Here is a 20547-nt window from a genome sequence, read left to right on the forward strand (position 1 = left end):
CTACAAGGGGACAGCGCTCGATCGAGGGTTTTTTAAAAGATTTCTCGTTTGCATTGTCGGTTTTCCGGTTTCACACGACCCCTCCTGCAAACCGCCACCACAGGCATTTGAAGGAGCCCCCCATGCACCCCCGTGTTACTCGCCACAGCTACCCCAGAAAACCCCTCGTCGTTGCCATGGTCAGCGCCGCCTTGCTGCTGCAGGGTGGGGTAGTTCATCCACTGACCAGCGCCGGGCAGGCCAGTGCCGCCGAAGCCGCTCGCAGCTATGCCATCGCCGCAGGGCCACTGGGGGCGGTGCTCAGCCGCTTTGCCAGCGATGCCGGGGTGGTGTTGTCGTTTGAAGCCGAACTGACTCTAGGCAAGCAGAGCCCGGGGTTGCAGGGGACGTACAGCGTCGAGCAAGGTTTTGCCCGGTTGCTGGCGGGCACTGACCTGCAGGTGATGGCCGCGAGCAATGGCAACTACGTGCTGCTGCCTCGCTCGACGGATGGGGCGCTCGAACTCGGTGCGACCAGCATCAATGCCATGGGGCTGGGGGCTATCACTGAGGGGACCGGGTCTTACACGACCGGATCGACCAGTACGGCTACCAAGATGAACCTGTCCATCCGCGAAACGCCGCAGACGATCACCGTCATCACCCGCCAGCGCATGGATGACCAGCACTTGGCGAGCATGACCGATGTGCTCAACCAGACGCCGGGCATCACCATGTCCCAGGACGGCGGAGAGCGCTTCAACATCTACTCCCGTGGCAGTGCGATCAACACCTATCAGATTGATGGCGTAACCACCACGCAGGAGAACCAGACACGCAACATGCCCAGCACCTTGTTGGACATGGCCCTTTATGATCGGGTCGAAATCATTCGCGGCGCCACAGGCCTGATGACAGGCGCGGGTGATCCGAGTGGGGTTGTCAACCTGATCCGCAAGCGCCCGACCCGTGAGTTCAAGTCTCACATTCAGGCAGATGTTGGCTCTTGGGATTACTACCGTGCCGAGGCGGATGTTTCAGGGCCGCTGACAGATAGCGGTAATGTGCGTGGCCGATTCGTTGCGGTGAAACAGGACAACGACACGTTCATGGACTGGTACAGTCAGAAGCGTGATCTGGTCTATGGCGTGGTTGAGGCAGACCTGAGCGACACTACCGTTGGCCGCTTCAGCATTGATCGCCAGAAGTATCGGGCCGATGGGGGACCGGGCGTTCCCATGCTGTTCAGTAACGGACAGCCTACTGATTTTTCTCGCTCAAAAAGCTCTGGCGCACGCTGGATGTACGACGAAATAGAGACCACCAATTACACGTTCGGTCTTGAGCAAGAACTGGCCAATGACTGGCAGTTCAAGATCGCTGCCAACTACATGGATGTGGACCGCGATACCGATTCCGCCTATTTGCGTACGACAACAAACGTTGCCTATATCAACCAGGCAACCGGTGCTGTACCGATCATCCCGGCCAGGGCCAAGGCCACTCAGACCCAGAAAGGTGTCGACGTGACCCTTCAAGGGCCATTTGAGCTGCTGGGGCAGCGCCATGAATTGATCATGGGTTACAACTTCCAGGATTACGAAAACCAGCACGACGAAGCCGATGCGCCTTCTACAACAATTGACTATTACAACTGGAATAACCAGATGTCGAGGCCTGCTGACAACAGCTACGTGCCTTTTCTGGATTACAACGTCGCTAGCCGGCAGAGCGGGTACTACCTCGCAGGCAGATTCAACGTTACTGAAGACTTGCACTTCATTCTCGGAGCTCGTGTTTCCAAGTACAACTACGATTATTCGCTCAACGTGCTGACAAGTACCATCCGGACGCCACCAACCAAGATAAGCGAAAATGGCGTTGTCACCCCTTATGCTGGCATCGTCTACGACCTCACGGATGAGCAGTCTGTCTATGCCAGTTACACCGACATCTTCAAGCCGCAGTCTTCGGAAGATGTTTCCGGGCAGACCCTCGAACCTGTAGTTGGCAAAAACTACGAGCTGGGCTGGAAAGGTGAGTTTTATGGCGGGCGCTTGAATGCCAATGCGGCGGTGTACTTCATTCAGCGCGATAATTTCGCAGTCGTAGATGGCACCAACGAGACACCTAATCATACCCAAGCCTATCGGGCCATTGATGGTGCGGAAACCAAGGGCATTGACCTTGAATTGGCTGGTGAAGTACTACCGGGTTGGAACATCCAGACAGGCTACAGCCATTCACGCACAGAAGATTCCGATGGCAATCGTCAGAATACTCAGCTCCCCATGGACACCTTCCGTTTGTGGACAACTTACCGCCTGCAGGGTGACTGGAACAAACTGACCATTGGCGGTGGCGCAAGCTGGAATTCGAGTTCGTCGCTGTCGTATGTGCGCTTGAACACGCGGGTGACGCAAGATGACTACACGGTTGCCAGCCTGATGGCCCGCTATCAGATCAATGACAACTTGTCGGCCACGCTCAACGTGAACAACCTGTTCGATGAGAAGTACTACGCAGGCATGGCCGGTAGCTACGCCCACTACGGTGCCCCGCGTAACACCATGCTGAACCTGCGCTACGATTTCTGATCCATCGCCCCGAAAGCTCAAGCACAAAGGGGCAACCGTCCGGAAGCTTTGACACCACCCCATGTCTGTCTGGAAAATAGCCCCCTTGTCTTGAGGATCATCAGAAATGGCTCTGCTTGGGCGTTACAACAGTTTGCAAATCGTGAAGCACGTGGACTTCGGCCTGTACCTGGACGGCGGCGCCGATGGCGAAATCCTGCTGCCGGGGCGCTACATCCCGAAAAACGCCGAAACCGAGGTGGATGACTGGCTGAACGTGTTCATCTACCTGGACAGCGAAGACCAGCTGATCGCCACCACCGAAAAGCCCAAGGTGCAGGTGGGTGAGTTCGCCAGCCTCAAGGTCAAGGACATCAACGGTGCCGGTATCTTCCTGGACTGGGGCCTGCCCAAGGACCTGCTGATGCCGTACTCGGAAGAGGCGCGGCAGCTGAAGATCGGCGATTACTGCGTGGTGCACGTCTACCTCGACAAGCGCACCCGCCGCATCACCGCCACATCCCGCCTGGACCGTTACCTCGACGTCACCCCGGCCGACTACAAAGTCGGGCAACCGGTGGAGTTGCTGGTGGCCGGCGAAACGCCGATGGGCTTCAAGGCCATCATCAACAACCGTCACTGGGGCCTGATCCACAAGAACGAGGTGTTCAAGTTCCTGCGTTCGGGCATGCACGAGAAAGGCTTCATCAAGGAAGTGCGCCACGACGGCAAGATTGCCCTGAGCCTGCAACCGGTAGGTGCGGCCCTGGCCGACAGCCTGCAAGAGCAGATCATGGCGCGCCTGGAGGCTGAAGGCGGGGTGTTGGGCGTGTGCGACAAGAGCGACCCGGCCCTGATCAGCAAGCTGTTCAACGTCAGCAAGGGCAACTTCAAGAAGGCCATCGGCGCGTTGTTCAAGCAGGGCCTGATCGTCATCCATGACGATCGTATCGAAAAGGTCTGACGGCCTTACGGCTGTACGAAGTTGCGGAAGTCCAGCTGCTCGCCACCCGGACGGGTGTCGCGCAGCAGCGAGTCGCGGTCGGCGCTGAGGGCCAGGCTGATGGTGGAGCGGCGCTTGCCGGGCTTGCGCACTTCCATCTGCTCCAGGTGAGCCTTGAGGAAGTTGGTGGGCACCTTCAGGTGCTGCAGCTCATCGCTTTCTGGCGTGTGCAGCAGCAGGTTGACCCAGTCGGCCTGGCCCTTGCCCAGCAGCTTCACGGGCACTTCGAACCACCACAGGTTGCGTTTGTTGTCCAGGATGGCGAACAGGGTATTGCTGCTGTTCAGCACCGGCTTGGCCAATGCTTCGTTGCGCCGGGCGATGGCGGCGGGTTTGTCGAGTTTCATGCAGGTTCCTGCGGGTTGACGCTATGAAGGCCTGCATTGTGAGGGGTGGCACGGGGCGGGGCAAGGTTTGATGAAGACCTTTGCGTTGGGGCTGACGCGGTCAGTGTAGGAGCGGCCTTGTGCCGCGAAAGGGCCGCGGAGCGGCCCCGGCAATATCGGCTTTGTTGCTAGAACCTTGGGGCTGCTTTGCAGCCCCTTCGCGGCACAAGGCCGCTCCTACAACGGCCGTATTAACCGGTGAGGGTCGGTGTTGTTAGCGCCGAACGGGTTGGCTCAACTCGGAGGTTGCCCCATCGGCAGTGGTCACGGTCGCGGTAAAGCTGCGCAGCCCGTCGATGTTCTCCAGCACCTGCGCGAACCGCGCCTGCCCCTGCTTGTCGCTGTTCACCAGCACTTCTCCAAGATACTGCTGCGCCTCGGTGCCATCGGCCTCGGCATTGCCGAAGAACTCCACCCGCAGCAGGCTCGACACCGGCCCCTGCACTTCACCGCGCAACACATTGCCTTCCAGCGCAATCAGCCGTGGCGCCGGCTGGTTATGGTTGGGCAGCGGCTGGCAAGGCTTGGGCTCGCCGTTGGCATCGCAGATGATCGCCTGGTCTTTCTTCGGCAAGTCGGCGCCCACCCCGCGCGAACCCACATACAGCGCATGCGCCTGCGCCGGCACACCAAACACGATGGCGCCGGTGCGCTGGCCCGGCACGCACGAACCGCCAGCCTCACAGCGGCGGATATCCTGGCTGTTACCCCAGATGCGGTTGCCGCTCAGGCGCGTGGCGGTAGCATCCGGTTCCGGGCGCAGGGCAACGCCGATGCGGTTGCCGTGGATCAGGTTGCCGTCGAGGATGTTGCCCTCGCCGGTGACGCTGACGCCGATCGAGTTGCCGCTGAACGTGTTGGCCGCCAGGTAGTTGCGCTTGCCCCAGTTGATCTGCAAACCGTCGGAGTAGTTTTCGAAGCGGTTGCGCACCACGCTGTTGTCGTTGCCCAGCAGAATCTCGATACCCTGGGAGGGTTCGGGGTTGGCCGCAGTAGAGCGGAACAGGTTGTCGGCCACCAGGTTGAATGCCGCCCCGCGGGTCAGCTCCAGGCCGTCGCCATTGTCGATCAGCTGGTTGCGCAGCACCTTGTTGTTGTTCGTGGTGGTAGCGGTGGGGTTACCCGCCCCGTCGTCACCGGTCAGCATGATGCCTGCGCCGCCTTTGTTGGCGACGATGCGGTTGTCTTCGATCACGTTGCTACTGGCGCGGTTGACCAGGATGCCGATGCAGAAGTTGCGCACTTCCAGGCCGCTCAGGTGCACGCCCTGGGTGTCGCGCAGCACCAGCCCGGGGTTGGTGGTGGTGCGCACGTTGGTGCCGAACTGGCCGGGCAGGGCGCCGGGGCAGGTGCGTACGCCCTGGTCCTTGATGTAGGCCGAACCGTCGATGGCGATGTATTGTCCATCGCGTGCCCAAGGCAGGCCGGTGATGCGCACCGGGCCCTTGATTTCCGGCAGCGCACGGCTGGGGCGTATCACGTAGGGCGGCTGGCCGACGGCGGCAATGTCGATGCTGTAGTGGCCGGGGTTCTGGTTACTGGTTTCGATGGCCCAGCGCAGCGAGCCGGGCTGGTCGTCGTCAGCGTAGCGCTCGACACGCAGGGTTTCGGGGTTGGCCGGTGCGGCGGCCAGGGCGGGCAGGGGGAGCAGTGGCAGCAAGGCCACCAGCGCAGGCATCAGACGCATGGGTGCGGGTATCCGGAAAACATTGTTTTTATCGAGTGTCAGCCTGCTCTGGGCGGACGTTTGCGGGGATTCTAGGGCAGCTTCGCCAGCTGCCTAGGTGCGCCGGGGTGATTTGGTGCGGTATTCGCCCGCAGTTTTACCGCTCGGCTTGTGGCGGGAAAATCCGTTGAAACTCCCGGCGAGGGTGGTGGGTCCACTTTCTGTCGACACGGTTCACGTGTCTCCATTTGCAGGAGTTTTGCCATGAGCGGTACTAAAGACAAAGCGAAAGGTCTGGCCAACGAAGCAATCGGCAACGTGAAACAGGGTGTTGGCAAGGTGACCGACAACGACAAGCTGCGCGCAGAAGGCAAGGCGCAGGAGCTGAAAGGCGAGGCGCAGCAGGTCAAGGGCGATGTAAAGGATGCAGTGAAGAAGCCTTGATTTGAGGCAACCTGAACCGGCCTCTTCGCGGGCACGCTCGCGAAGAGGCTGATACAGGCATACACATTTTTTGATGCATTGGCCGGGAGCAGCACAGCAGCGGTATGGTCTATTAGACTTGTCTGTTGAATCGATCGAGCGGCGAAAGGAGACGCTATGATTTTTTCCGCCCTGCAGGGCCTGCCCTTGCACCGCGTGCTGGTTCGTACCATCAAGGAATTTCTTGATGACGAGATGTCCACCTACGCCTCCGCGCTGGCTTACCAGGCGCTGTTCTCGCTATTCCCTTTTCTGCTGTTCCTGATTGCCCTGATTGGTTTCCTGCATTTGCCGGACTTCTTTTCGTGGCTGCGCCTGCAATCGGAACTGGTGCTGCCACCTCAGGCGCTGGAGCAGGTCAACCCGGTGATTGACCAATTGCAACAGTCCAAGGGCGGGCTGTTGTCGGTGGGTATCGTGATCGCCTTGTGGACCGCGTCGGCCGGCGTGCGCCTGATGATGAGCGCGATGAACGCCGCTTACGATGTGCCTGAGGGCCGCCCGGTATGGAAGCGTATCCCGCTTTCCATTTTCTATACCATCGGCCTGGCCGGCATGCTGTTGGCGGCTGCAGCACTGATGGTGCTGGGCCCGCAGGTGATGGAATGGATCGCCGCCCAGATCGGTATGCAGGAGTTCATCGTCACGCTTTGGACCATCCTGCGCTGGCCGGTGATCATCATATTGCTGATGGTGGCGGTGGCCCTGATCTACTACGTAATGCCTGACGTGAAACAGAAGTTTCGCTTCATCACGCCCGGCTCGGTACTGGCAGTGGTGGTGTGGATCGTGGCGTCACTGGGCTTTGCCTACTACGTGAAAACCTTTGCCGACTACAACGCCATGTACGGCAGTATTGGTGCAATCATCGTGCTGTTGCTGTATTTCTACATTTCCGCTGCCGTGTTGCTGCTGGGCGCGGAGATGAATGCGGTGATCGAGCACATGTCGAGCGAGGGCAAGAACCCTGGCGAGAAGGATTTCGAAGGGCACAAGGCCCCGGAAACCATCACCGTGCTGGGCCATGAACACCCGCAACCGAGCCAGCACCAACCTTCCGAGCCGAACCCCAGATGATCCGTGACATTCTCAAGATGGGCGACGAACGCCTGCTGCGCATCGCCCCGCCAGTGCCCGAGCACATGCTCGGCACTGCCGGACTGCAGCAACTGATCGACGACATGTTCGAAACCATGCGCCATGTGGGCGGAGTGGGCCTGGCCGCGCCGCAGATTGGTATCGACCTGCAGTTGGTTATTTTCGGTTTCGAGCGCAGCGAGCGCTACCCGGATGCCGAAGCGGTGCCGCAGACCATTTTGATCAACCCGGTCATCACGCCGACGTCCACTGAAGTGGAGGACGGCTGGGAGGGTTGCCTGTCGGTGCCCGGCCTGCGGGGTGTGGTGCCACGCTTCAAGCATATCTGCTACGAAGGGGTCGACCCCCAGGGTAACCCGATCAACCGCTTTGCCGACGGCTTCCATGCGCGGGTGGTGCAGCACGAGTGCGACCACCTGATCGGCCGGCTGTACCCGTCGCGTATCCAGGACTTTGCCAAGTTCGGCTACACCGAGGTGCTGTTCCCCGGGCTTGAGGTCAGCGACGACTGACCCCGCTGCAGGGCCACCAGGCGTTTGCTGCGCTGGTAGCGCTGCAGGCGGCTGGCCAGGGGTTCTGGCAGTTGCCCGGCCATGTGGAAACCCAGGCGCTCATAGAACGGCACCAGGTCCGGGTGGCAGAACAGCCAGGTCGGCCCCCTTGCCTGTTTCAGCGCCGCCTCGATCAATTGCCCGGCCACCCCTTGGCCGCGCTGTTGCGGGTCGACAAACAGCCCCGTCAGCCATAAGCCTTCGCCCACCGCGCTCAGGCTCAAGCCCGCAACGATGCCTGGGGCGCGCGCCACCCACAGGTTAGCGTCGCTTGCAGCACGCATACGCGAGCCGTGGTGGCGGTAAAAGTGGTCCAGCAGCCGGCGTTCTGTGGCCGAGAGTATCGAGCAGTGAATATTTTTTAATGAGATGGCGGGTCCTGCCCTGAAAGCTGGCCAAAGGCTCTGGCATGAGATTTTGCGGCCAATTTGACGCAGATTGTTGCAAATACGGCAAGGGTGAATATCCGACTTCAGGGTTCAACTATTGCCAACCGGGAGTAGAATTTTACGCATCCCCCCTGGCAGTACGAAGCGGGATCGGTACTTCGTGCCATCTTCACCGTAGATGGCAACTTCTCCGCGCCATTGACGGCATTAGAAGTCAATCGATCAGCTTGAATGCTCAAAAGGCAAACCCACATGAAACCATTACTGATTCTTGCATTGGTCGGTATGTCCTCGTTCGCCCTTGCCGACGAGGCCCAACCTGTCTCCAGCCAGCCTGTGGCCCAGCAGTACGACTACACCATGAACCTGGACATCAAACGGGTGATCAACCTCTCGACCATCCCCAATGTCTGCGAAGTGGTGCCTGCGACCATGACCTACGAAGACCACCAGGGCCAGGTGCACACCATCCAGTACCGGGCCATGGGTGAAGGTTGTCAGCAGGGTTGATCAGGCCTTATCAGAGCTTGATGGCTCTCTTGCTAACTTAGGCTCGAGAGCCATCAGCGGTCTTGCAGCTCAGCAATGTAAAATCCTGAATGAATATCGAGGAAAAAGTGCTATCTTAATTTGATAGCATTTTTCGATGAACACTCGATATCGCAAAATTTTCGAAGCAATTTTCCGAACGCCGATCACGGCGTCGTTGGCTTTTTCCGAGATTGAGGCATTGATACTTCATCTCGGTGGCCAGGTGCAGGAACGGCAGGGGTCAAGGGTCAAGCTGCTGCTTGGTGAGCACTGTTGGAGGTGTCACCGGCCTCATCCAGGCAAAGAAGCCAAGCGGTATCAGATTGAAGAAGCTCGCGAATTTCTATCGCGGGCAGGAGTCAGGACATGAGTTGCATGCGCTACAAAGGCTACGCCGCTCGTATCGAGTACGACGAGCGTGATGACATCTTCGTTGGCCGTGTGCTCGGTATGCGAGACATCATCAGTTTTCACGCAAGGTCGGTGCCCGAATTGCATGAAGCGTTCCGCGATGCACTGGAGGATTACCTGGCCGATTGTGCAGAGCAGGGCATTACTCCGGAGAAGCCTGCTTCGGGTAAGGTCATGCTGAGAATTCGGCCTGAGGTTCATGCTGCGGCGAGTGTCGCTGCCCGTGCTGCCGGAAAAAGCCTGAATCAGTGGGCTGATGAGGTATTTGAACAAGCCGCGATGGCTTGAGCCACGCTGCTCTAACCCAGCGCATAGGTAATATCCTGCCGTCACTGAACGGAATAGTTTCCAGGGCCTGTCGATTCCTCCGTTCTCCGTTCGACCATAGGTGAAGGCACGCCGCACTGCGTGTCAAAACCTAACTACTGTCGGAGAAAACCTCGATGAGCACCGCAGCCGAAACCGAGATCCGCCAACTGATCGAGCGCTGGATGCAGGCCGTGCGCGATCGTGACATCCCCAACATCACCGCCCCCTATGCCGATGACATCGTCGCTTTTGATGCCATCCAGGCCCTGCAATTCAAAGGCAAGGCCGCCTACACGGCGCACTGGGAAATGTGCATGAACATGTGCACCGGTCCCATGGTCTTCGAACTTGCACAACTTACTGTCCACGCCGATGGCGACCTTGCCCTGGCCCACTGGCTGAACCGCTGCGGCCCGGGCGACGACGAAAGCCAGTGCGGCTTCATGCGCGCCACCGTGGGCTATCGTCGGAAAGGTGACCAGTGGCAGGTGATCCACGAACACTGGTCGGCGCCTTTCGACATGGAAACGCAAAAAGCCCTGTTCGATCTCAAGCCCTGAGCCGTTATCGCCAAACGCACTTTGCCGCTGCCCTGGAGGCGACCATGAAATACCTGTGCCTGGTCTATTGTGACGAGGGGCTGCTGCATAGCCTGCCCGACAGCCCGGAAGACGCCGAATGCATGGCCTACGCCGAAGCCGTGCATGGCTCTGGGCGAATGCTGGCGGCCGAGGCGCTCAAGCCTGTGCAAACCGCCACCACTGTGCGGGTGCGTAACGGGCACATGAGCCTGACCGACGGCCCGTTTGCCGAAACCAAGGAGCAACTCGCCGGCTTCTATCTGGTGGAAGCCCGCGACCTGAACGAAGCGCTGAACATCGCCAAGGGCATCCCGGCGGCACGGGTCGGCAGTGTCGAGGTGCGACCGGTGCGCGAACTGCAACCCTGACAGCTACGGAGAACCATCAGCATGAGCCTTGCACACCCCGCGCAAGCACAACACGAGTTGTCCATCAGCCGCCTGATCGACGCACCGCCGGCCAAGGTGTTTCGCGCCTGGGCCGAACCCCAGTGGCTGATGCAGTGGTGGGGGCCGCACGGCATGACCACCCCGGAGTGCGAGATGCAGTTGTGGGTTGGGGGGGTATTCCGCACCCTGATGCGGGCGCCGGATGGTAGTGAATACCCAACCCAGGGCGTTTTTCTGGAAATTGCCGCGCCGCGCCGGCTGGTGTTCACCGATGCCTTTGGCCCCGGTTGGGTGCCGTCGGACAAGGCCTTCATGACCGCCGTCATCAGCTTTGACGAGGAGCAAGGCAAAACTCGCTACACCGCCCGCGCCTGGCACTGGAATGCTGCCGACTGCCGGGCCCATGAAGAAATGGGCTTCTACCAGGGCTGGGGAGAAAGCCTGGACCGCCTGGTGGAGGTGGTGACCCAACGGATGCCCGACTGATGACAGCACTGGCGCAGGTGCGCGCCGAAGTCGAGGCCATGTACCGGCGGGATTCGCGACGCATCCTGGCGACGTTGATCCGCCTGCTGGGTGATTTCGACCTGGCAGAGGAGGCCATGCATGATGCCTTCTTCATCGCCGTCGAGCGCTGGCAGCGCGATGGTATCCCCGATAGCCCACGGGCCTGGCTGGTTTCCACCGGGCGTTTCAAGGCCATCGATGCGCTGCGCCGACGGGCCCGTTTCGACCGCTCTCAGGCAGACCTGAGCATGCTGCTCGACGGCCAGGCACACGACCCCAGTGAAGAAGAGTTGTTGGCGGATGACCGATTGCGGCTGATCTTCACCTGCTGCCACCCGGCGCTGTCAGCCGATGCCCAGGTGCCGCTGACCCTGCGCGAAGTCTGCGACCTGACCACCGAGCAGATTGCCCGCGCCTTCCTGCAAAGCCCGGCCACCATCGCCCAGCGCATTGTCCGCGCCAAAGCCAAGATCCGCGACGCCGGCATCCCGTATCAGGTGCCGGAACTGAACGAGCTGCCCGAGCGCCTGGAGAGCGTGTTGCGGGTGATCTATCTGGTATTCAACGAAGGCTATTCGGCGTCCTCGGGCGAGTCACTGCTGCAGCAGGAACTGAGCGATGAAGCCATTCGCCTGGCGCGGCTGCTGGTGCAATTGTTGCCTGATGCGGAGGCGATCGGCCTGCTGGCCTTGATGCTGCTGCAGGCGTCCCGGCAGCAGGCGCGAACCGATGCCCACGGCAACCTGGTGGTGCTGGAACAGCAGGACCGCAGCCTGTGGGACCGGCAACGCATTGACGAGGGCTGCGAACTGGTGCGCCAGGCCCTGCAAAGCCGGGCATTCGGGGCCTATACGGTGCAGGCGGCGATTGCCGCGGTACACGCTGAAGCGGCAACGGCAGAAGAGACGGACTGGGTGGAAATCGTCGGGCTGTATGACGTGTTGCAGCGGCACTGGCCGTCAGCGGTGGTGGAGCTGAACCGGGCGGTGGCGCTGGCGAAGCGGGACGGGCCGGAAGTTGGCCTGCGGGAGGTCGAAGGGATTCTGGCGCGGGGTGAACTGCTGGACTATCACCTGGCGCATGCGGCGCGGGCCGAGCTGCATTATCAGCTGGGGCAGGTGGAGGAGGCGCGTGCGGCGTGGCGGCAGGCGCTGGCGCTGACCCGGCAGGCGCCGGAGCGGCGGCATATCGAACAGCGGTTACAAGCGCTTGAATGAGGGTGGCGGTACCGGCCCTATCGCCGGAACTGGCTAATTCGGTTTTCAGCTAGCCACGAAATTCGGCGGCGACACCAGCTCGACTGTCTGCTGCTTGCGCGGCGCAAGGATCTCGGCCTCACCCTGCACCACCAGCTCATCGTTCTGGTTGTACACATTGGTGGCGATGCGCACCTTGAACTTGGGCAGCTTCTCGAGAATCTCCAGGCGCACGGTCAGGGTGTCGCCAATTTTTACCGGCTTCTGGAAGCTCATCTGCTGGCCCAGGTAGATGGTGCCAGGGCCTGGCAAGGTGCAGGCCACTGCAGCACTGATCAGCGCGCCGCTGAACATGCCATGGGCAATACGCTCGCGGAACATGCTCTTGGCGGCAAACTCGGCATCCAGGTGAACCGGGTTGTGGTCACCGGACATCGCAGCAAACAGCTGGATGTCGCGTTCTTCAACGGACTTCTTGTACTCGGCCGTCTGGCCAACTTCGAGGGCTTCGTAAGGCGTGTTGGTGACCTGGGACATCGGTGCTTCCTTAAGCGTTGGGCGAGGGCGGCTATCATTCACTGCGCACAGGGCGGCCAAGGGCCAGCGCCTGTTCAAGCCAGCCGAGAATATCGGCGGTGACCTCGTCACGGTTGGTTTCGTTGAGTACTTCGTGCCGCGCCTCAGGATAGACGCGCAGCTGTACATGTCGATTGCCGGTCGCGCGCAGAGCGTCGGCCAGATGGGTGAGACGCTTGCCGGCACTGACCGGATCACATTCACCACCGATTACCAGCAAGGGCAGGTTCGGATCGATCTGCGCGAGGTTACTCGGCTGGCTGATTTGCGCCAAGCCTTGCAGCAGGTCGAGCCACAGCTGGTTGCTGCAGCGAAAGCCGCACAACGGGTCGCTGACGTACAGGTCGACCTCGGCTGGGTCGCGGCTAAGCCAGTCGAACGCCGTGCGGTTGGGCTTGAACGCTTTGTTGAACGAACCGAACGACAACCATTCGATCAGCGCACTCTTGCCCTGCGGCCCCTGGCGCCAGGCCTCCAGCCTGGCAATCAGCCGCGCCACGCGATACAGCGCCGCCGGCTGGTAGTTGGAGCCACTGAGAATCGCCCCGTGAAGGCTGGCGCTGTGGTGCAGCAGGTAAGCCTGGGCGATGTAGCTGCCCATGCTGTGGCCGAACAGAAACAACGGTGTGCCCGGGTACTGCTGGCCGATGTGCTGGGCCAGCAGTCCAAGGTCGTTGACTACGGCATTCCAGCCATGATGGCGGGCGAACAGGCCGAGGCTGCCCAGCTCGGCGGTGCGCCCGTGGCCGCGCTGGTCGGCAGCGATCAGGGCAAAGCCGGCCTCGCTCAGGGCATGCCCCAGGCGCTGGTAGCGCCCGGCATGCTCGGCCATGCCATGGGCCAGCAGCACCACGGCCTTTACCGGTGTGGCCGGCAGCCATTGGTGCACGTGCAGGCTGCAGTGCTCGCTGGCGGGTAGCCAGAAGGCGTCGTGGGGCATGGCGGGTCCTTGTGCGCGCGGGTACCCGAACAGTGTATGCACAACCGGCCGGATTGCAGGAAGGGCACAAATAAGATTCACAATGTTAATGGCGGCACTTGGCGTATATGCCGCCTTGGGCTTACCTGCTAACGTCGGATCAACGCCTTTTCGCCAGCAGGCCATCAGGTAAAGGACTAAAGGACGCAGTGCAGGTCCAGGCAGAGGAACAATAATAAATGCAAGCCGACTTCTGGAATGACAAGCGCCCGGCGGGCGTGCCTTCCACCATCGACATCAATGCCTACACCTCGGTCGTCGAGGTGTTCGAGCGCTCCTGCAAGCGCTTTGCCGACCGCCCGGCGTTCAGCAACCTGGGCGTGACCCTGACCTACGCGGAGCTGGAGCGCCATTCGGCAGCCTTTGCTGCCTGGTTGCAGCAGCACACCGACCTCAAGCCGGGCGACCGCATCGCGGTGCAGATGCCCAACGTGCTGCAATACCCGATCGCCGTCTTCGGTGCCATGCGTGCCGGCCTGATCGTGGTCAACACCAACCCGCTGTACACCGAGCGCGAAATGCGCCACCAGTTCAAGGACAGTGGCGCACGTGCGCTGGTGTACCTGAACATGTTCGGCAAGCGCGTGCAGGAGGTGCTGCCCGATACCGGCATCGAGTACCTGATCGAGGCGAAGATGGGCGACCTGTTGCCCGCCGCCAAGGGCTGGCTGATCAACACGGTGGTCGACAAGCTGAAGAAGATGGTACCGGCCTACCAGCTGCCCCAGGCGATAGCGTTCAAGCAGGTGCTGCGCCAGGGCCGCGAGCAGTCGCCCAAACCGGTACCGTTGAGCCTGGACGACATTGCCGTGCTGCAGTACACCGGCGGCACCACTGGCCTGGCCAAGGGCGCCATGCTCACCCATGGCAACCTGGTGGCCAACATGTTGCAGGTGCTCGCCTGCTTCTCGCAGCACGGCCCCGACGGGCAGAAGCTGCTCAAGGACGGCCAGGAGGTGATGATCGCGCCGCTGCCGCTGTACCACATCTATGCCTTCACCGCGAACTGCATGTGCATGATGGTCACCGGCAACCACAACGTCCTGATCACCAACCCACGTGACATCACCGGCTTCATCAAGGAGCTGGGCAAGTGGCGTTTCTCGGCGCTGTTGGGGCTGAACACCCTGTTTGTCGCGCTGATGGACCACCCCGGTTTCCGCCAGCTGGATTTCTCGGCGCTGAAGGTCACCAACTCCGGCGGCACGGCGCTGGTCAAGGCCACTGCCGAACGCTGGGAGGCCCTTACCGGGTGTCGCATTGTCGAAGGCTACGGCCTGACAGAAACCTCGCCGGTGGCCAGCACCAACCCCTATGGCCAGCTGGCGCGCCTGGGCACCGTGGGCATCCCGGTGGCGGGTACCGCGTTCAAGGTTATCGACGATGACGGCAACGAATTGCCGCTGGGCGAGCGGGGCGAGTTGTGCATCAAGGGCCCGCAGGTGATGAAGGGTTACTGGCAGCAGCCTGAGGCCACTGCTCAAGCGCTGGATGCGGACGGCTGGTTCAAGACCGGGGATATCGCGGTGATCGACCCGGACGGTTTCACCCGCATCGTCGACCGCAAGAAGGACATGATTATCGTCTCGGGCTTCAACGTGTACCCCAACGAGATCGAGGACGTGGTGATGGGCCACCCCAAGGTTGCCAACTGTGCAGCCATCGGCGTGCCGGACGAGCGCTCAGGCGAGGCGGTGAAGCTGTTTGTGGTGCCGCGCGAGGGCGGGGTGAGCGTGGATGAGCTCAAGGCCTACTGCAAAGCCAACTTCACCGGCTACAAGGTACCCAAGCACATCGTGTTGCGTGATTCGTTGCCGATGACGCCGGTTGGAAAGATCCTGCGGCGGGAGTTGCGGGACATAGCTTGAGTCTATGTTGGCTGTTTCGCGGGTGAACCCGCTCCCACAGGTACTGCACAGCCTCCAAGCTTTGTGCGGTCCCCTGTGGGAGCGGGTTCACCCGCGAATGCCTTGAAGGTGCTCTAACAGGCCTGTTTCAGCCCGATCTGCGACATTTTGGTTAAAAACTCTAAAAATGACCTGTATTGTTCATTGAGTCATTTTTGTGACTGCAAGGCCTGTTTTGGCCTCTAGGCGACCCCAGGCAAAGCTGTTACTCTCGGCCCGCTTTCAGACGATCCGGTTTGCAACGAACCGCCGTCTCATATCAATAATAAGCGCATCGACGCGCCAATCGAACTTCGCTGTTGCTGAAGGAGTGGGCTTCCATGATCGAAAATTTTTGGAAGGATAAGTACCCAGCCGGGATTACGGCGGAAATCAATCCTGACGAATTCCCCAATATCCAGGCAGTACTCAAGCAATCCTGCCAACGCTTTGCCGACAAACCGGCCTTTAGCAACCTGGGCAAGACTATCACTTATGGCGAGCTGTATGCGCTGTCGGGGGCGTTTGCCGCCTGGCTGCAGCAGCATACCGACCTCAAGCCGGGTGACCGCATTGCCGTGCAACTGCCCAACGTCCTGCAATACCCGGTCGCGGTCTTCGGTGCCATGCGTGCCGGGTTGATCGTGGTCAACACCAACCCGCTGTATACCGCGCGGGAGATGGAACACCAGTTCAACGACTCCGGCGCCAAGGCCCTGGTGTGCTTGGCCAACATGGCCCACCTGGCCGAAAAGGTGGTACCCAAGACCCAGGTCAAACATGTCATCGTCACCGAAGTGGCCGACCTGCTGCCGCCGCTCAAGCGCCTGCTGATCAATAGCGTGATCAAGTACGTGAAAAAGATGGTGCCGGCCTACAGCCTGCCGCAGGCCGTGCGCTTCAACGACGCCCTGGCCCTGGGCAAGGGCCAGCCGGTGACCGAGGCCAACCCGCAGGCCAACGACGTGGCTGTGTTGCAGTACACCGGCGGCACCACCGGCGTGGCCAAGGGCGCCATGCTGACCCACCGCAACCTGGTGGCCAACATGCTGCAGTGCCGGGCGCTAATGGGCGCTAACCTGCACGAAGGCTGCGAAATTCTCATCACCCCGCTGCCGCTGTACCATATCTACGCCTTTACCTTCCATTGCATGGCGATGATGCTGATCGGTAACCACAACGTGCTGATCAGCAACCCGCGTGACCTGCCGGCCATGGTCAAGGAACTGGGCAAGTGGAAGTTCAGCGGCTTTGTCGGCCTCAACACCCTGTTCGTTGCCCTGTGCAACAACGAGGCGTTCCGTGCGCTGGACTTCTCGTCGTTGAAAATCACCCTGTCGGGCGGCATGGCCCTGCAATTGAGCGTGGCCGAGCGCTGGAAGGCCGTTACCGGCTGCGCCATATGCGAAGGGTACGGTATGACCGAAACCAGCCCGGTGGCAGCGGTGAACCCGGCAGAAGCGAACCAGGTGGGTACCATTGGCATTCCGGTGCCATCGACCTTGTGCAAGATCATCGACGACGCCGGCAACGAGCTACCGCTGGGCGAGGTGGGCGAGTTGTGCGTCAAGGGCCCGCAGGTGATGAAGGGCTACTGGCAGCGCGAAGACGCCACCGCCGAGATCCTCGACAGCGAAGGCTGGTTGAAGACCGGCGATATCGCCCTGATCCAGGCCGACGGTTACATGCGCATCGTAGACCGCAAGAAGGACATGATCCTGGTCTCGGGCTTCAACGTGTACCCCAACGAGCTGGAAGACGTGTTGGCGGCCTTGCCAGGTGTGTTGCAGTGCGCAGCCATTGGTGTGCCGGACGAGAAGTCGGGTGAAGTGATCAAGGTGTTCATCGTGGTCAAACCGGGCATGACCGTGACCAAGGAGCAGGTGATGGAGCACATGCGTGCCAACGTTACCGGCTACAAGGTGCCGCGCCTGATCGAGTTCCGCGATTCGTTGCCGACCACCAACGTGGGCAAGATCCTGCGCCGCGAGCTGCGCGATGAAGAGCTCAAGAAACAGGGCTTGAAGAAGATCGCCTGACGCCCCGCCAGCGCGGTCCCTGTAGGAGCAGCCTTGTGCTGCGAAAGGCCGCTCCTACAGAGGTTGCACCGCTTTCAGGCTCAGCGCAGTTTTTCCAGCATCTGGTAGTACCACATCCCCGCCGCCAGCAGCGGGTTGCCCAGCAAATCCCCCATCGGCACCCGCACATGCTTGCACTGGGCAAAAGTGTCAAACTTCTCCAGTGTCCCGGTCAACGCTTCGGCCATGATCTCGCCCATGATGTGGCTGGTGGCAATGCCGTGCCCCGAATAACCCTGGCAGTACCACACGTTGTCCGACAGCTTGCCCAGCTGCGGGATCCGGTTGACCACGATCCCCATCGCGCAGCTCCATTGGAACTCGATGGGCACGCCTTTGAGGGCCGGGAAGGTGCGTTCGATACACGGGCGCAGTTCGCCTTCGATGTCGCGTGAATCCTTCCCCGAGTAGTTGGCGCCGCCCCCGAACAGCAGGCGCTTGTCGGCGGTCAGGCGGTAATAGTCGAGCACGAAGCGGCAGTCGTACACCGCCAGGTCCTTCGGGTTGATCTGCTCGGCCAGCTCACCCAGCGGCGCGGTGGTGACGATGCCGCCCATGGCCGGGAATATCTTGCCCTTGAGCTGGCGCTTTTCCAGTTTGTGGTACACATCGCCGGCCAGCATCACCTGGCGTGCCTCGACCCGGCCATGGGCGGTAACCACCGCCGGGCGCGGGCCGTGGACGATGTCCAGCACCTCGGAGTTCTCGAAGATAAGCGCACCCAGGCTGTGGGCAGCGCGGGCCTCACCCAGGCACAGGTTAAGCGGGTGCAGGTGCAGGTTGCGCAGGTTCTTCAACGCGCCCAGGTACAGCGGGCTCTGCAGGTGCTCGGCCACTGCCGCGCGGTCGAGCAATTGCACCTGCTCGCCCATGCCGCGGCGGCGGGCCTCGGCCTCGAAGGCACGCAGCTCGTCCATGTGCGAGGGCTTCATCGCCGCATGCAGGTGGCCGTGCTTGAGGTCGCAGTCGATGCCATAGCGCGCCACGCGCTGTTCGATCACCTGGTGCCCGCGCCAGCGCAGGTGCCAGATGAAATCGTCGACGTCGGCGCCCAGGTGGCTACGCATCTGCGTGCGCATGGCCTCGTCGCCCGACAGGCTGCCGGTGACCTGGCCGCCATTGCGCCCGCTGGCGCCCCAGCCGATGCGGTTGGTTTCGACGATAGCCACCTTCAGGCCTCGCTCGGCCAGCTCCACCGCCGTGGCGACGCCGGTGAAGCCGCCACCGATGATGGCCACGTCCACCTGCACCGTGCCCTTGAGTTGCGGGTACTCGGTGTGGTCGTTGAGGGTGGCGCTGTAGTAGGACGGCGCACGTTGCGCCGGGCCTTTGTTGAATGCTGCGTTCATGGGTGTTCCTTGTTATGTAGGGGCTCAGGCCTGGTGCAGGTACCAGCGCCAGTCCTGCTCGCTGACTTCGGCCATGAACTGGCGGTACTCGGCGCGTTTGACCTTCAGGTACACGCCAAGGAAGTCTTCGCCCAATGCTTCGCGGGCCCAATGGGAATGTTGCAGGGCATCGAGGGCAGTCAGCCAGTCGGTGGGCAGGTGTTCGGTGGCCTGGGCATAGCCGTTGCCTTCCACCGGTGCGCCCGGGTCCAGCTGTTCGCGGATGCCCCGGTGGCTGGCGGCGAGAATGGCCGCTGCGGCCAGGTAGGGGTTGGCATCGGCGCCGCAAATGCGGTGTTCCACATGCCGGCTGTTGGCCGGGCCGCCTGGCACACGCAGGCTCACGGTGCGGTTGTCCACGCCCCAGGTCGGCGCCAGCGGCGCATAGCTGTTGGCCTGGAAGCGGCGGAACGAGTTGGCGTTGGGGCAGAACAGCAGTAGCGAGTCGCGCAGGTGGCGCAGCATGCCGGCCACAGCCTGGCGCAGCAGCGGGGTGCCGGCTTTGTCTTCACTGGCGAACAGGTTGTTGCCCGCACTGTCGGCCAGGCTCAGATGCATGTGCATGCCGGTACCGGCCAGGTTGGCAAACGGCTTGGCCATGAAGCAGGCCTGCATGCCGTGGGCATGGGCCACGCCTTTCACCAGGCGCTTGTAGCGCACGGCCTGGTCCATCGCCTGCAGCGCATCGCCGTGCTCCAGGGTGATTTCCACCTGGCCTGGGGCGTATTCCGAAATGGCGGTACGCGCCGGAATGCCTTGGGCCTTGCAGGCGGCGTACAGGTCGGCAAGAAACGGTTCGATCTGCTCCAGTTCACGCAGGCCATAGACCTGAGTGGCGCGCGGGCGGCCACCGTCGTTGTCCAGCGCCGGTTGCGGGCGGCCTTGGGCATCGCGTTGCTGGTCGAGCAGGAAGAATTCCAGCTCGCAGGCCATTACCGGGTGGTAGCCGTCGGCTTTCAGCGCTTCGATGGTGCGCAGCAGCACATGACGCGGGTCGGCGATGCTGGCCGGCAGGCCTTCGCTCGGGTGCATGCTGACCTGCACGGCAGCGGTTGGCACCCGGCGCCAGGGCAAGCGCACCAGGCTGCCTTCAAGCGGGTAGGCGCGGCAGTCGATGTCGCCCACGTCCCACACCAGGCCCGAGTTTTCTACGTCGTCACCGTTCAGGGTCAGGCCGAGGATGGTGCTGGGCAGCGGCCGGCCGGTCTGGTAAACGGCCAGCAGTTCCTCGCGGTGCAACAGCTTGCCGCGCGGTACGCCGTTGGCGTCGAGGATAAATAGCTCGAACAGCTCGATATCGGGGTTTTCGGCCAGAAAACGGGAAGCCTGCTCTACGGGTGCAAAGTGCATGATTGATTCGCTCACGGGCGCACAGGGCCACCGCACAAGCAGGCGGCCCAGTTGAGTCAAACGGCCAGAAGGAGGCCGGGTTTGGTCACAATGGCGTGAGCGAGGTGTCCGGTGGGCGCGCGTGGCGGCAGTGCCACAAAGCCCAGAAGGCGAGGATGATGTGAACCAGCGGATTTTCCCCGGCACGGCTCCGGGCCTTCGGGAGCGAAGGGCGGGAGGACGGTGGCGCGATGGG

21 protein-coding genes are annotated in these 20547 nt (G+C 61.5%); 14 read left to right on the forward strand and 7 right to left on the reverse strand.

The window, feature by feature from the left end; translation table 11 throughout:
* Positions 1-122: 122 nt before the first annotated feature.
* Together ACN6NG_RS05935 and ACN6NG_RS05940 are read left to right on the forward strand one after the other, a co-directional pair.
* A complete protein-coding gene (locus tag ACN6NG_RS05935; RefSeq protein WP_474313209.1) occupies positions 123-2576 on the forward strand; it encodes a TonB-dependent siderophore receptor in 2454 nt (817 codons plus the stop codon).
* Between the two features lie 106 nt (positions 2577-2682).
* Positions 2683-3519: a CvfB family protein gene (locus tag ACN6NG_RS05940; protein WP_016488575.1), complete on the forward strand. Its 837-nt coding sequence runs from the start codon at positions 2683-2685 to the stop codon at positions 3517-3519.
* A gap of 5 nt (positions 3520-3524) precedes the next feature.
* Here ACN6NG_RS05940 and ACN6NG_RS05945 read toward each other — a convergent pair whose 3' ends face one another.
* Both ACN6NG_RS05945 and ACN6NG_RS05950 read right to left on the reverse strand, forming a co-directional pair.
* Complete coding sequence (locus ACN6NG_RS05945; protein ID WP_016498414.1) at positions 3525-3905, reverse strand: hypothetical protein; 381 nt, start codon at positions 3903-3905, stop codon at positions 3525-3527.
* Between the two features lie 253 nt (positions 3906-4158).
* Positions 4159-5631, reverse strand: coding sequence for a right-handed parallel beta-helix repeat-containing protein (locus tag ACN6NG_RS05950; RefSeq protein WP_063427327.1), 1473 nt, complete (start codon positions 5629-5631; stop codon positions 4159-4161).
* 243 nt (positions 5632-5874) lie between these two features.
* On the opposite strand from ACN6NG_RS05950, the gene ACN6NG_RS05955 reads away from it, so the two are divergent.
* The 3 genes from ACN6NG_RS05955 (at position 5875) to def (ending at position 7703) form a co-directional block, all read left to right on the forward strand.
* Positions 5875-6054 carry a CsbD family protein gene (locus ACN6NG_RS05955; RefSeq protein ID WP_016498416.1) on the forward strand — a complete coding sequence of 60 codons (180 nt, stop codon included), beginning with the start codon at positions 5875-5877 and terminating at the stop codon, positions 6052-6054.
* A 156-nt stretch (positions 6055-6210) separates the two neighbouring features.
* Positions 6211-7170, forward strand: coding sequence for a YihY/virulence factor BrkB family protein (locus ACN6NG_RS05960; RefSeq protein WP_019471038.1), 960 nt, complete (start codon positions 6211-6213; stop codon positions 7168-7170).
* Entirely contained in the window at positions 7167-7703 is a 537-nt protein-coding gene (def, locus tag ACN6NG_RS05965) for a peptide deformylase (RefSeq protein WP_063427325.1), read from the forward strand. The genes ACN6NG_RS05960 and def overlap by 4 nt, the downstream gene beginning before the upstream one ends.
* Here the strand turns inward: def and ACN6NG_RS05970 are convergent.
* Positions 7658-8026 (reverse strand): GNAT family N-acetyltransferase, encoded by a 369-nt coding sequence (locus ACN6NG_RS05970; protein WP_063427323.1) that lies wholly within the window; start codon positions 8024-8026, stop codon positions 7658-7660. The genes def and ACN6NG_RS05970 overlap by 46 nt on opposite strands.
* A gap of 357 nt (positions 8027-8383) precedes the next feature.
* Here ACN6NG_RS05970 and ACN6NG_RS05975 point away from each other — a divergent pair, with 357 nt between their 5' ends.
* From ACN6NG_RS05975 to ACN6NG_RS06005, 7 genes are all read left to right on the forward strand, one after another.
* On the forward strand, positions 8384-8641 hold the full coding sequence (locus ACN6NG_RS05975; RefSeq protein WP_063427321.1) for a DUF2790 domain-containing protein: 258 nt from the start codon (positions 8384-8386) through the stop codon (positions 8639-8641).
* A gap of 136 nt (positions 8642-8777) precedes the next feature.
* On the forward strand, positions 8778-9032 hold the full coding sequence (locus ACN6NG_RS05980) for a type II toxin-antitoxin system HicA family toxin (protein ID WP_081238201.1): 255 nt from the start codon (positions 8778-8780) through the stop codon (positions 9030-9032).
* A complete protein-coding gene (locus tag ACN6NG_RS05985) occupies positions 9029-9361 on the forward strand; it encodes a type II toxin-antitoxin system HicB family antitoxin (RefSeq protein ID WP_016498421.1) in 333 nt (110 codons plus the stop codon). Before ACN6NG_RS05980 ends, ACN6NG_RS05985 begins: the two co-directional genes overlap by 4 nt.
* A 155-nt stretch (positions 9362-9516) precedes the next feature.
* Positions 9517-9942: a YybH family protein gene (locus tag ACN6NG_RS05990; RefSeq protein WP_063427319.1), complete on the forward strand. Its 426-nt coding sequence runs from the start codon at positions 9517-9519 to the stop codon at positions 9940-9942.
* A 44-nt stretch (positions 9943-9986) separates the two neighbouring features.
* Entirely contained in the window at positions 9987-10331 is a 345-nt protein-coding gene (locus ACN6NG_RS05995; RefSeq protein ID WP_016498423.1) for a YciI family protein, read from the forward strand.
* Between the two features lie 21 nt (positions 10332-10352).
* Positions 10353-10838 (forward strand): SRPBCC family protein, encoded by a 486-nt coding sequence (locus tag ACN6NG_RS06000; RefSeq protein WP_197899236.1) that lies wholly within the window; start codon positions 10353-10355, stop codon positions 10836-10838.
* Positions 10838-12076: an RNA polymerase sigma factor gene (locus ACN6NG_RS06005; RefSeq protein WP_063427316.1), complete on the forward strand. Its 1239-nt coding sequence runs from the start codon at positions 10838-10840 to the stop codon at positions 12074-12076. Before ACN6NG_RS06000 ends, ACN6NG_RS06005 begins: the two co-directional genes overlap by 1 nt.
* Positions 12077-12121: 45 nt before the next feature.
* Here ACN6NG_RS06005 and ACN6NG_RS06010 read toward each other — a convergent pair whose 3' ends face one another.
* Positions 12122-12592: a MaoC family dehydratase gene (locus ACN6NG_RS06010; RefSeq protein WP_016488563.1), complete on the reverse strand. Its 471-nt coding sequence runs from the start codon at positions 12590-12592 to the stop codon at positions 12122-12124.
* 34 nt (positions 12593-12626) lie between these two features.
* Complete coding sequence (locus ACN6NG_RS06015; RefSeq protein WP_063427315.1) at positions 12627-13571, reverse strand: alpha/beta hydrolase; 945 nt, start codon at positions 13569-13571, stop codon at positions 12627-12629.
* A gap of 218 nt (positions 13572-13789) precedes the next feature.
* Between ACN6NG_RS06015 and fadD2 the strand changes: the two genes are divergently transcribed.
* On the forward strand, positions 13790-15478 hold the full coding sequence (gene fadD2 / locus ACN6NG_RS06020) for a long-chain-fatty-acid--CoA ligase FadD2 (RefSeq protein ID WP_063427313.1): 1689 nt from the start codon (positions 13790-13792) through the stop codon (positions 15476-15478).
* Between the two features lie 359 nt (positions 15479-15837).
* Complete coding sequence (gene fadD1, locus ACN6NG_RS06025) at positions 15838-17535, forward strand: long-chain-fatty-acid--CoA ligase FadD1 (RefSeq protein WP_197899239.1); 1698 nt, start codon at positions 15838-15840, stop codon at positions 17533-17535.
* Positions 17536-17615: 80 nt separating this feature from the next.
* Here the strand turns inward: fadD1 and ACN6NG_RS06030 are convergent, their stop codons facing one another.
* Entirely contained in the window at positions 17616-18923 is a 1308-nt protein-coding gene (locus ACN6NG_RS06030) for an NAD(P)/FAD-dependent oxidoreductase (protein WP_049276581.1), read from the reverse strand.
* Positions 18924-18947: 24 nt separating this feature from the next.
* Positions 18948-20312 (reverse strand): glutamine synthetase family protein, encoded by a 1365-nt coding sequence (locus ACN6NG_RS06035; RefSeq protein WP_049276585.1) that lies wholly within the window; start codon positions 20310-20312, stop codon positions 18948-18950.
* Positions 20313-20547: the final 235 nt, after the last annotated feature.

The sequence above is a fragment of the Pseudomonas sp. TSO6 genome (assembly GCF_056098905.1).

What these genes read in the sequence shown, in the direction of transcription:
- ACN6NG_RS06000 (WP_197899236.1), top strand. Translation starts at nt 10,353, where the DNA reads ATGAGCCTTGCACACCCCGCGCAAGCACAACACGAGTTGTCCATCAGC.
- ACN6NG_RS05960 (WP_019471038.1), top strand. Translation starts at nt 6,211, where the DNA reads ATGATTTTTTCCGCCCTGCAGGGCCTGCCCTTGCACCGCGTGCTGGTT.
- ACN6NG_RS05985 (WP_016498421.1), top strand. Translation starts at nt 9,029, where the DNA reads ATGAGTTGCATGCGCTACAAAGGCTACGCCGCTCGTATCGAGTACGAC.
- ACN6NG_RS06015 (WP_063427315.1), bottom strand. Translation starts at nt 13,571, where the DNA reads ATGCCCCACGACGCCTTCTGGCTACCCGCCAGCGAGCACTGCAGCCTG.
- ACN6NG_RS05955 (WP_016498416.1), top strand. Translation starts at nt 5,875, where the DNA reads ATGAGCGGTACTAAAGACAAAGCGAAAGGTCTGGCCAACGAAGCAATC.
- ACN6NG_RS05935 (WP_474313209.1), top strand. Translation starts at nt 123, where the DNA reads ATGCACCCCCGTGTTACTCGCCACAGCTACCCCAGAAAACCCCTCGTC.
- ACN6NG_RS06030 (WP_049276581.1), bottom strand. Translation starts at nt 18,923, where the DNA reads ATGAACGCAGCATTCAACAAAGGCCCGGCGCAACGTGCGCCGTCCTAC.
- fadD2 (WP_063427313.1), top strand. Translation starts at nt 13,790, where the DNA reads ATGCAAGCCGACTTCTGGAATGACAAGCGCCCGGCGGGCGTGCCTTCC.
- ACN6NG_RS05995 (WP_016498423.1), top strand. Translation starts at nt 9,987, where the DNA reads ATGAAATACCTGTGCCTGGTCTATTGTGACGAGGGGCTGCTGCATAGC.
- ACN6NG_RS06010 (WP_016488563.1), bottom strand. Translation starts at nt 12,592, where the DNA reads ATGTCCCAGGTCACCAACACGCCTTACGAAGCCCTCGAAGTTGGCCAG.
- ACN6NG_RS06005 (WP_063427316.1), top strand. Translation starts at nt 10,838, where the DNA reads ATGACAGCACTGGCGCAGGTGCGCGCCGAAGTCGAGGCCATGTACCGG.
- fadD1 (WP_197899239.1), top strand. Translation starts at nt 15,838, where the DNA reads ATGATCGAAAATTTTTGGAAGGATAAGTACCCAGCCGGGATTACGGCG.
- ACN6NG_RS05945 (WP_016498414.1), bottom strand. Translation starts at nt 3,905, where the DNA reads ATGAAACTCGACAAACCCGCCGCCATCGCCCGGCGCAACGAAGCATTG.
- ACN6NG_RS05975 (WP_063427321.1), top strand. Translation starts at nt 8,384, where the DNA reads ATGAAACCATTACTGATTCTTGCATTGGTCGGTATGTCCTCGTTCGCC.
- def (WP_063427325.1), top strand. Translation starts at nt 7,167, where the DNA reads ATGATCCGTGACATTCTCAAGATGGGCGACGAACGCCTGCTGCGCATC.
- ACN6NG_RS06035 (WP_049276585.1), bottom strand. Translation starts at nt 20,312, where the DNA reads ATGCACTTTGCACCCGTAGAGCAGGCTTCCCGTTTTCTGGCCGAAAAC.
- ACN6NG_RS05940 (WP_016488575.1), top strand. Translation starts at nt 2,683, where the DNA reads ATGGCTCTGCTTGGGCGTTACAACAGTTTGCAAATCGTGAAGCACGTG.
- ACN6NG_RS05980 (WP_081238201.1), top strand. Translation starts at nt 8,778, where the DNA reads ATGAACACTCGATATCGCAAAATTTTCGAAGCAATTTTCCGAACGCCG.
- ACN6NG_RS05990 (WP_063427319.1), top strand. Translation starts at nt 9,517, where the DNA reads ATGAGCACCGCAGCCGAAACCGAGATCCGCCAACTGATCGAGCGCTGG.
- ACN6NG_RS05970 (WP_063427323.1), bottom strand. Translation starts at nt 8,026, where the DNA reads ATGCGTGCTGCAAGCGACGCTAACCTGTGGGTGGCGCGCGCCCCAGGC.
- ACN6NG_RS05950 (WP_063427327.1), bottom strand. Translation starts at nt 5,631, where the DNA reads ATGCGTCTGATGCCTGCGCTGGTGGCCTTGCTGCCACTGCTCCCCCTG.